This is a genomic window from Streptococcus sp. 20925_1_77, from assembly GCF_041432125.1.
In the GTDB taxonomy this organism is placed as follows: Bacteria; Bacillota; Bacilli; order Lactobacillales; family Streptococcaceae; genus Streptococcus.
Map to the genome: position 1 here is coordinate 1 of NZ_JAPVZB010000026.1, position 9,665 is coordinate 9,665.

7 protein-coding genes are annotated in these 9,665 nt (G+C 33.0%); 6 read left to right on the forward strand and 1 reads right to left on the reverse strand.

All coding sequences use genetic code 11. From position 1 onward, the window contains the following. The first annotated feature begins 164 nt into the window (after positions 1–164). Both O3626_RS10055 and O3626_RS10060 read left to right on the forward strand, forming a co-directional pair. Positions 165–809 carry a hypothetical protein gene (locus tag O3626_RS10055; RefSeq protein ID WP_070664709.1) on the forward strand — a complete coding sequence of 215 codons (645 nt, stop codon included), beginning with the start codon at positions 165–167 and terminating at the stop codon, positions 807–809. A gap of 11 nt (positions 810–820) precedes the next feature. Beyond that, positions 821–1,186: a hypothetical protein gene (locus tag O3626_RS10060; RefSeq protein WP_070664707.1), complete on the forward strand. Its 366-nt coding sequence runs from the start codon at positions 821–823 to the stop codon at positions 1,184–1,186. A gap of 996 nt (positions 1,187–2,182) precedes the next feature. Here the strand turns inward: O3626_RS10060 and O3626_RS10065 are convergent. Continuing rightward, entirely contained in the window at positions 2,183–3,259 is a 1,077-nt protein-coding gene (locus O3626_RS10065) for an Abi family protein (protein ID WP_070664705.1), read from the reverse strand. Positions 3,260–4,615: 1,356 nt separating this feature from the next. Between O3626_RS10065 and O3626_RS10070 the strand changes: the two genes are divergently transcribed. The 4 genes from O3626_RS10070 to O3626_RS10085 all read left to right on the forward strand — a co-directional run bounded on the left by O3626_RS10070 (position 4,616) and on the right by O3626_RS10085 (position 9,541). Next, on the forward strand, positions 4,616–6,016 hold the full coding sequence (locus O3626_RS10070; RefSeq protein WP_256263395.1) for a plasmid recombination protein: 1,401 nt from the start codon (positions 4,616–4,618) through the stop codon (positions 6,014–6,016). Between the two features lie 441 nt (positions 6,017–6,457). Then, positions 6,458–7,954, forward strand: coding sequence for a DnaD domain protein (locus O3626_RS10075; protein ID WP_201088187.1), 1,497 nt, complete (start codon positions 6,458–6,460; stop codon positions 7,952–7,954). 444 nt (positions 7,955–8,398) lie between these two features. Then, positions 8,399–8,788, forward strand: coding sequence for a hypothetical protein (locus tag O3626_RS10080; RefSeq protein WP_070664713.1), 390 nt, complete (start codon positions 8,399–8,401; stop codon positions 8,786–8,788). Between the two features lie 135 nt (positions 8,789–8,923). Beyond that, on the forward strand, positions 8,924–9,541 hold the full coding sequence (locus tag O3626_RS10085) for an SAP domain-containing protein (protein WP_070664711.1): 618 nt from the start codon (positions 8,924–8,926) through the stop codon (positions 9,539–9,541). Positions 9,542–9,665: the final 124 nt, after the last annotated feature.

Genomic DNA, 9,665 nt, shown 5'->3' on the forward strand with positions numbered 1-9,665 from the left:
AAAAAAAAAGAACGTACAATAATATTGGAAGGACTACCGCTTAAACAGAGATAGAAAGGAAAAAATTAGGAAACTATATTTCTCTGGTTTAATGTGTTAGAACTAAACGATATATCTTTTCGCATTTTACACTACACTAATAACTACGAAAGGCTAGGTTTATTATGAAAATAAGTTTAAAAGCAATTATAATAGGTTCAGTTATTTCAAGTTCACTAGTTTTTAGTTCAGTAGCTTTAGCTGCTACTTACAAAGATATTACAGAGCCCACGACAATACAAATTGAGGACTCTCAAATAATTCAAGTATTACCAGAGGGGGGATTCATTTATAATTCTAATGGAACATCTGATTATAATGAAGAGATGGTTCAACACAATAACAGTCAGTTAATGACTTATCAAGAATATAAAGAACATATAGAACATTCTCTCCAGAGTTCTCCTCTTACTCTTTTTGAACCATCTCCAGGGCTTTTATCAGCGGATCCTTTTAGTCAAAAAGGTAAAGTTTTAGCCGATAAAGAGATTTATGTATCTCAGCCTTTTTCAGGAAGTGGATGGCGTTTTTCTAATTTAAAGTTTATTGCAGCTAACGGTACAGGTAGATGGTTAAAATGGACTTCAATTTATGATGGAGGTCGAGTAGGAAATTATAATTCTGCCGAAAGTACATACAGTGGTAGAGGATTATACGGAGTAGAGTTAGAGGTAGGAAGAGCTCGGTATGTAGATACACGAAGTGATTGGCTTTATTATTACACTTACAATCCTGTTCCAGGAACTCGATACATTGTAGAAAACAGATAAGGAGACTCAACATGCTCAAGAAATTCACTACATGTGCTTTTATCGTTACTCTAATTTCTTCTATCCTTATCGGAAGTAACATAATATTTGCAAATGATAAAGGCGAGGATATCCAAGCGAAACCACCAACTCTAGAGATAATGGTAAAACAAGCTTCTAAAGATTCTACTCTCTTGGAAACGTTAAATCAATTTTCAGACCAGGATACTATCATTGCCTATCCTGAAAGCATGGGTGGCGGGTTTTCTGTTAAATCTGCAGATAGTAGTGAACCTCTAGTCGGAGAAATTCTTGATACTAAAGGGGAAAGAGTCATTTATAAAGACTCTCAACCTGTCACTATTGCCCAAGTAAAGGAAGCGATTCAAAACAAGTAATAAACTGATATAAATAAATATAACCGGCCTATTATTAAATAGGTCGGTTATTTGACATTCCAATTCTTATTAATGATTCGCCTTACTTTCCTATACAAAGAAATTATCGTATAGCCTTTAAAAATCTTATAAAAATTGAGCTATCTAAAAGATATTTACAGTCATTATCTGAAAAGACTATACTTAACAAAAAACAAAAATATCTATATCAAACTCATTCAGTTTTTTGAAAAAATAGATAGCATTCTGTGAGTGCTTGATGCTGATGCTACGCTGTTTTTTAGTTCAACTGAAACCCATACTTTCCAAACCAGTTCTTAAGAAAGGAATATTTCGATAATTAGCTACACCATTCAACTACTTTTAACTGTTATTTATTCAATTGTAATTTTTTACATTGACACTAAACTATTTGAAAACAAAGAATTCTAAATCTATAAAAAAAGTACAAATCTATTGGTAGCTAAACAGACAAATTTTATAATGTTTATCAAAGTGAACATAAAAAGAATGTTGATTTGTCAGCATTCTTTTTTATTTCAAATGTATTCTCGGAATTAGAAAGGTGGGGTTTATATTTTAGTTACTTAAAAAATTTGTAAGCGTAAGACTTGCGAAACTCTACGTCATTTTTGTATAGCTGATTAGAATTTGCGTTTTTTCATACAAAAAACACGCATTTTTGATGCTGAGACGAGCATTCTGACGTTGTTTCTGTTCAATTTGTGGACGATAGACCACAAGAAAACCCTTGAGAGCCAAGGGTTTAGGGTTGTTTTGCTATTGAGATATATCTTTCCGAAAAAGATCAATTTTTCGGAAAGTTGTAGAAGAGAAGTTATTTTTCTTGGCAACCAAAAGACCCTCGGTATTGATACCGAGGGTCTTTATCGAGGAAAATATAAGATTGATATTCTCCAACGCTCTTAGGAGCAAATTTATTTACTGTTAGATATTCTATTACATTTAAAGAAAAATGTCAACAAAAAAAACAATTTATTTAAATATAAATTTTGATTCAGTAAAAATAAATTTTTTCCACTCTTTTAGACTAGGCTCACCCATTTTTGTTAATAGACGAGTATTTAAATCAAAATCTGGAGATTTAAAATGTTTATTATTTCGATAAATAATGGAATTTATATGTTTTTTTAACGGTTTTGTACTTTCAAAATAATTTACAATTTTTAAAGCATCAAACAAAGATAATACAGAAGGTTGTAAACCTGTTTCTGAGGGTGTTAGTTGAAACAATGATACTAATCCCATATTTAATTTAACACTTTTTGGAGATTGATAGCGATATACTAATCTCCCGTGAGCACAGCAATTTCGAAGCGAGGTAATAATATCAAACATATTCAAAAATTCATTTCTATGAAATAGTGTCATATTGAAATCTGCCATTACCTCTTTTAGTACATTATCCTCAAGATAGTGCAACAATCGAAGTACCTGTCCTAACGTCATTGTTTCGATTGCAACCCAGAATGGAACTGCAACGTTGGGATGTTCACTATAAATAGATACCCCTGTATTTGATGGATGGTAACTTGGGTCTGAATAAAACTGATGGTTAATATGATCGTTTCTCTCGACTAAAATTTTAAGATAATTTTCTTTAAACAATATAAACTTGTCGAACTCATTATAAATTTTTTTATTTTGGTAATTAACAAAAGGATAATGTTGAGAATATGTCCCTGTTTGAGGATCTGTATAGTTAGAACTTAATGTATAGTTCATAGTATCATTTATCATTTGGCAGTGTGCCTGAGTAAAATGGTAAGAAACAGAATTTTTTAATTTTGATTCAATATTATTTAATAAATCCAGAATCGCAGCTGATAAATTTTTATTAAATTTATAAATTGCAATAAAGTCGTCTAAAGTTACTTTATTGAAATATTTTGGATTCTGACTAGATAGTAAAATACTTTCAATACCATTAATTAAATTAAAATAATTATATTTTACAAGTGCCTCATCAAGTTCAGTTTCTTCAAATTGTAAATTTCTATCTAATAATTTTTGTTTTAGCGAATTACGGTCTTCACTTTTCTTAATAGCCATATAATACTCCACACAAATTACTTTGTATACTATATAAAGTATATCATACTTTCTCGCAATTTTTGACCAACTATTTTAAAATAACAATAATGTGTAAAAGCTGAACAAGGGATTATTATGAAAAAATAACTACACTTACAGTCATTGGATTATCTGCTATTTTATTAGCTGTATATTCTTCTGACTCTAGTAGCAAAAAAAGATTCTGGAGCATCAGAGGCAAAAACAGAGCAACAAACAACTGTTGCCAGCAAAGCTGAGCCAACTGTTAAAGAAAAAGCAGCTCAATATGCCGCAGATAACCTAAAATAAAAAATAAGTCCTTCTGCTAAAAATTTTAAAGAGCAAATAGGGTTATTTTTTCTAAAAAACTTCTCTACTATCGATTTCTGGGTATGGATCTTGATCATTTAGAATCCTATTTAAACAATCTATACTTGACTGTAGATAAAACAGTTTGCTTTTTAGTTCTACCATATCGGATGTCTCTGATAGTTGATTACAGTTTCGTTTTATATGCCAGATTGTCTTTTGAATATTTCTTTCTTTTAAATTTTTCATATTCCAATTATATCTTGAAAAGTCTTATAATTTTTCTAAATTCCTGAAATGTCATTTTTTTCACCTGAATAATCTTATTTGAATCTACTTTTTTTGTGGGAGATGGATTTAGGTTTGGAGGATAGTCCAAACTATGGATTAGATGTATAACAGAAAGTTCTACTCTTGAGCCCTCGGCAGAGCGTTTTACCTTTGTACGTTGCGAAGCAATGTCAAAGGTGCAAAAACGTTACTCTTTGCCAAAGAGTAACAGAAACTCCTGCTAAATCCCGACTGTAGATTATTATTTTTACGTCTGTTTTCAATCGACAATAGCGACGCAGAATAGCGATAGCGCTGCGTCTTAGCCCGTTTTTCGGGCTACCTTGCGCATTTTTAAAGCTGGTTAATGGTTTTGTATACTGGACCACGTTTAAGCCCAATAATGGGCCTATATGTAGTCCATTTTTTATATAAATAATGGATTTATACATGTTCCATGATTTTATTATTTCGTGGTCTACTATGTAGCCCATTATTCTATATTTCTATGGTCTTCTATATAGTCCATTTTATATTCAAATAATGGACAACTATATAGACCATAATTTTTATTTTTCATGGACTTATATACAAACCCACGATATTGATAAATCATGGATCTCTATATCTATCCATGATTTTTATTAACTAGGCTATTAGCCTAGTTAAACTTTTTGAGTGTTGCGTTTTTTCTTCTGTTTTGTCTTTATTTTTAACAAAAGATGGCATACTATTAGTAGCTTTTAAAAAGGTAGGTTTATGATGGATAAGACAATGACATTATCTTTTAAGACGAATCCACGTCAGACTAATATTCGACACAATAACCGTGAACTAACGGAAAAAGAATTTAGGAGCGACGCTCACAAACACATCCAGCGCGAAAAATCGAAATATAATATTCAGATTTTCAAACGCGATATTAAAGATGTTTATCACGAACTCTTCGATGATGCACTGAACGCTTACAACGCAAAACAAAAGCGCAAAGATCGTAAGATCGATGATTATTATAAACACGTCCGAAAGTCCAAAAATTTGGACCTGCAGAGAGAGTTTATCGTGGCCGTCGGAAACAAAGCTGATTGGGAAAAATTGAGCATTGAAGAAAAGAAGGAGGTAGGGGAAGTCCTGGCGCGCTATGTACGCGATTTTAACGAACGACACAATAATATGACCATCTACAATGCTATCGTCCATTTGGACGAAGCTGGGGCCCCTCACGCACACTTTAACGTGGTTCCAACAGCGAATGGGTACAAAAATGGGCTTTCAGTCCAACCGTCATTTAGAAAAGCGTTGGAACAGGAAGGATTTGGACCATCTGGACGCGAGCAATTTAAAGCGTTTAGAGATGCAGAAATCCATCGTCTGCATGAGTTTGTCCATGAAATCGGAATTGACCGAAAAGCGGGTCAGACGAACGACATCAGGGATATGCGCGAATACAAAGACGCGATGCAATACATCGAGAATCAAAAATCAAGTCAGATCGTAAAAATGCAACGCGAGGAACAAGCTCATGAAGAGAAGATGGAAGAGCTAAATGAGCGATTTAAACAGCAAGAAGAAAAATTTCAAAAACGAGACGAGGCATTTGAAGACCGCAAAAGACAGCAAGCTAGAGAGATTAAACGGATTAACGATGAGATAGTGAGCAAATCTGAAGAACTTGATCGCGAAATGATCGAAGATGCAACAGTCGATGCAATGCTGAAAATGCAGCTGATTGCAAAAAAACCGATTGATGATAAACGGAACTATCGAATCGAAGAGAAAGGCTTTGGCAATTCAAGACAGCGTTATGTCATGGTCCCAGAAAAGGATTTTGATGATTTGGCCCGCAGGGCTAATAGAGGCCCTTTGATTAAATTGCTGAATGAGTTTAAAGAACGCATTCTTGGTTTAGGAATCGTGAAACGTCTGACAGCTACGATTGCGAAACTGAAAGAGGAAATGGCTGGTCTAATTAGAGAAAATGATAGCTTGTCCAAAGAATTGCAGTATGTAGTTGAAGATAGAAACAAATACAGATCTCAATTGCAGGACCAAGAGTATTATCTAACGGATCAAGAACGTGCTGAGATTGCTGAAAAGATTATTCAGAGAAAAGATCTGGAACTAGAGGATGGTGAAAGAACATTTGAGAAAGATGATCTTGATTTTAGCAGATAGATAATCTACTTGTGACTTAAGTAAAAGTATGTGTTTTTTTGGTAGCACTTTACGAAGATAATCTCTCTCTGTCAATAAAAAATTTCATTTTTCATCTCTTAGATACCTTTTGAAGGCAAGCTACCGTAGCAATCAAATCAAACGTGAATCATAAGATCACAAACGTATAATTTTTTATCTTGCTTTCTTCTTCTATAATAATATGTATAAGTATAGGTATTAGTACGCAAAAGCGCAAAAATACGAAAAACCTTGTCAAATAAGGCTTTCTACGTTTTAAGTGCTACCGTTCTAACACATTAGTGCTACCATTTTAACACATTAATGCTACCGTTCTAACACATTAGTGCTACCGTTCTAACACATTAGTGCTACCCATGTTATAAAAAGTTGCACTTTGTTTTGAATAGTGTTATAATAGCACTATGAAAGGCAAGAAAAATGAATGAAATAAGAAAGCAGCCAGAGGTTTGGCAACTAACTAATATAAAGAACAAACAGTTAGCTAAAAGTAAAAATTTTCGTATAACAAGTTTGGCGAACAGAATGACGACAGCGCAGAATATATTATTTTCTTTCGCATTGCTCAATGCAAAAGTTGATGGTGATTTTGCTGAAGCCACTTTTACGATTGATGAACTAAAAAATTTTGTTTCTCTTTTAGATTATGAAAGACACAGAACATCACGAATTTTACAAGATCTAAAAACAGTTGGGGAAAGCAGTATTTTGATGATCGATGAGAAGATGATTAATGATCCTCTGAATGGTTCTGCTAAAGGAATTATGATATTCAGTTCTTATTCTTATCAAAAAGGGAAATACCATTTTATATTTAATTCAAATAAGATAGAAAAAGATGGTGTAGCTCCAATAATTGGAGTTTTGAGATCTAGAGAAGAAAATCCTTTGATTTATAGACTAGATATGTTTGCATCGCTCAACTTTTCAGGGCAAGCGTTGTATGAGAATATCCTCATAGCGAACCAATCAGGATTGCGAAAAATTCAATTAAGTAACGAAGACCTTCGCGGAATTTTTGGTACTTTTGGGAAATCAATGGAACGATACGATGCAATTAAACGAAAACATTTAGCTCCAGCAGTTGAAAGCATCAATAGCAATACAGAATTAAACATCATTTATGAGCCGTTAAAAAATGGTCGAAAAATAATTGGTGCTGAATTGCGATGGACTATTGAAAAGACAAAATTAGCTTCCAAGGCGCAAATAGCGACTGCCACCGAGTTGTATGTTGAATTACTAGGATTTGGATATAGTCGAGATAATAGCCTCCTCAAGGATTTGTATAGCATCAATGAAAAGAATATAGGTGATGCAATAAACATTATTAAAAGAGCAACCAAGGAAATTAGCGAACTTAGGTCGGCTATTGAAAAAACGGCACAAAAAAAAGAAACTACTGATAAACCTAATAATCCAGTAGTGGAAAGCAAGGTAATTTCCGAAAAAGAATCGAACGAATATGGTTGGTTTTTCAGCCGCTTTGAATCAGTTGAAAAGCCAACAGAATCGGAAATATTGGGCTACTTAAATGGCTTTGTTGAATCTGATAGGAACAATGTGTTAGAGCTGGCATATGAGATTTTCAATCGAAATGGCGGGGAAAAAGCAACGTACATAGCAACGGTTCTTCGAAATTGGAGACAAAAAGGTATAACGACGGTTGAAGATGCAAGAAAATCTTATGAAGCAAGTTATGCTGTTAAACGTGATGAGAAAAAGACTAAAAAACGGAGTACGAAAACAAATGTTCCGAAGTGGTCGAATCAGGATTATAAAAATGAAACGACAGAAGAAGAACAGGCCGACATGAAGGAACAACAAAATAAGTTACTAGCTAAAATAGACAATCCATCGCAAGAGCCACCCGTTGTCGAAGGACAAACCAATATTTACGATTTTTTAGACGAATAAAAAGGACGGCTTATCCGTCTTTTTTTATTGCTTTGTTTTTAACTAGTTTAATAGCCTAGTTAGATTATGAAATCGTAAAAAATAGGCTTTCAATTTTTAGCTGCGCTTTATAAGTGTTTTATTATGTTTTGAGAGCTTAAAAGTTGGGGTGGTATATTTACCCTCGGAAGATAATTCACTCCGTTTTTCACTGTTATTTAATCACGTTTCAGAGCTTAAAATCGATTCTCGATAAATACTTTCTCAAAAAATAAAAATATACTATGGCATCTATAGCCAGATTAACAGAGGGAGGAAGACAACAATCAATTTCAAAATGCTTTTTAAAGTTGATTTTTAAGTGTTTTCATGGAATTGTGTGTGTAGAATTGTATAGAATATGCTACAATGTATCTATACATAGTGCTATGTTTGTGTAGCAAATAAATACCCCTAGGAGAAAAAATGAGCGTTCAAATCAGCGTGAGAGTTTCAAAAGAGCAAAAGGAGAAACTCGTAGATTTAGCTAAAAACGAGAACAAAACAATTACTCAATACATAGTCGATCGCTGTATTGTAGAAGACAGCTATACAGATGCTAGCAATGTAGACGATGCTAGCAATCGTATAGAAACTGTGTTGCAGGAGCAAATTGAGCAAATTCGTGCTGATTTTGAGATCGAACGTAGCTTTTATGTTTCTCAAATTGAGCAAAAAGATAAACAAATTGCTGATATGTTAGAAACTAATAATAATCAACTCCAGCTTATTGGAGCACTGACTATCAAAAATGAAACATTACTTTTAGAAACAAAGAAGAACTGGTGGCAACGTTTGTTTTCAAAAAATAACTAATTAGTTATATGTGAGTGAAGTTAAGCTTAATAGAAATACAGTAATTACAAGATTGTAATATTTTCTGTTATAGCTTTAAGTGGCATGGGTATATAGGGTACAATAAGATGAAATTGAAGTTGTAGAGGTGAGCGTTTGGAAGAAAATAGACCTGATTTTAGAGATATAAAATCATTTGAAGAATTTAATAGATACTACTGGTACCGAGAAGAGCTTTCACAAATTTGTAAGTGCCTTGGATTAGAATACAGATGTACAAAAAAAGAATTAAATCATATTATAGAACAATATTTTAAGGGAAATAGAGTAGAAAAATTTTTGAGGAAAAGAAACAAAAATCAAACCGAAATAATAACCCTAAATACACCATTACTTGAATGTGGGTTTTCCTTTAATCACAAATTTCGTGATTATTTTTCAGCTGTAACAGGTGTTAATCCGTTTAAATTTAATGCTGATATGGCAACAGCTTGGCGAAAAGTAAAACGGGACAACAACATAAATTTTACAATCCAAGATATGATTAAAATATACTATGGAGAGTCAGACTACGCCAAGTATGATAATTCAGCTTGCCAATGGAATCAATTTCTAAAAGACTTTTGTGCAGATGAATTTAGCAATCATTACTCCAACAAGTTAAAAGTTGCGGCTATCCTTTGGAAAGAGGTTAGAGATTCAAAAAATAAAAAAATTTATTCACAGGGACTTCTAAAAGAATACAGCTACAAAATAGAGAAGTACTGTAAGTAAATAGCTTCAAGTTTGTCGAACGGAATATAATGTATTAAAGACGATAGAAATAAAAAAACTATAAATGCTAAGTGTAGTTTTGACATCAGAATGACCTAATCGTCTTTCTCTTTTCTTGCATTTC

Excerpts from the sequence above, each read along its gene's own strand:
- O3626_RS10055 (WP_070664709.1), top strand. The coding sequence starts at position 165 with ATGAAAATAAGTTTAAAAGCAATTATAATAGGTTCAGTTATTTCAAGT.
- O3626_RS10060 (WP_070664707.1), top strand. The coding sequence starts at position 821 with ATGCTCAAGAAATTCACTACATGTGCTTTTATCGTTACTCTAATTTCT.
- O3626_RS10065 (WP_070664705.1), bottom strand. The coding sequence starts at position 3,259 with ATGGCTATTAAGAAAAGTGAAGACCGTAATTCGCTAAAACAAAAATTA.
- O3626_RS10070 (WP_256263395.1), top strand. The coding sequence starts at position 4,616 with ATGACATTATCTTTTAAGACGAATCCACGTCAGACTAATATTCGACAC.
- O3626_RS10075 (WP_201088187.1), top strand. The coding sequence starts at position 6,458 with ATGAATGAAATAAGAAAGCAGCCAGAGGTTTGGCAACTAACTAATATA.
- O3626_RS10080 (WP_070664713.1), top strand. The coding sequence starts at position 8,399 with ATGAGCGTTCAAATCAGCGTGAGAGTTTCAAAAGAGCAAAAGGAGAAA.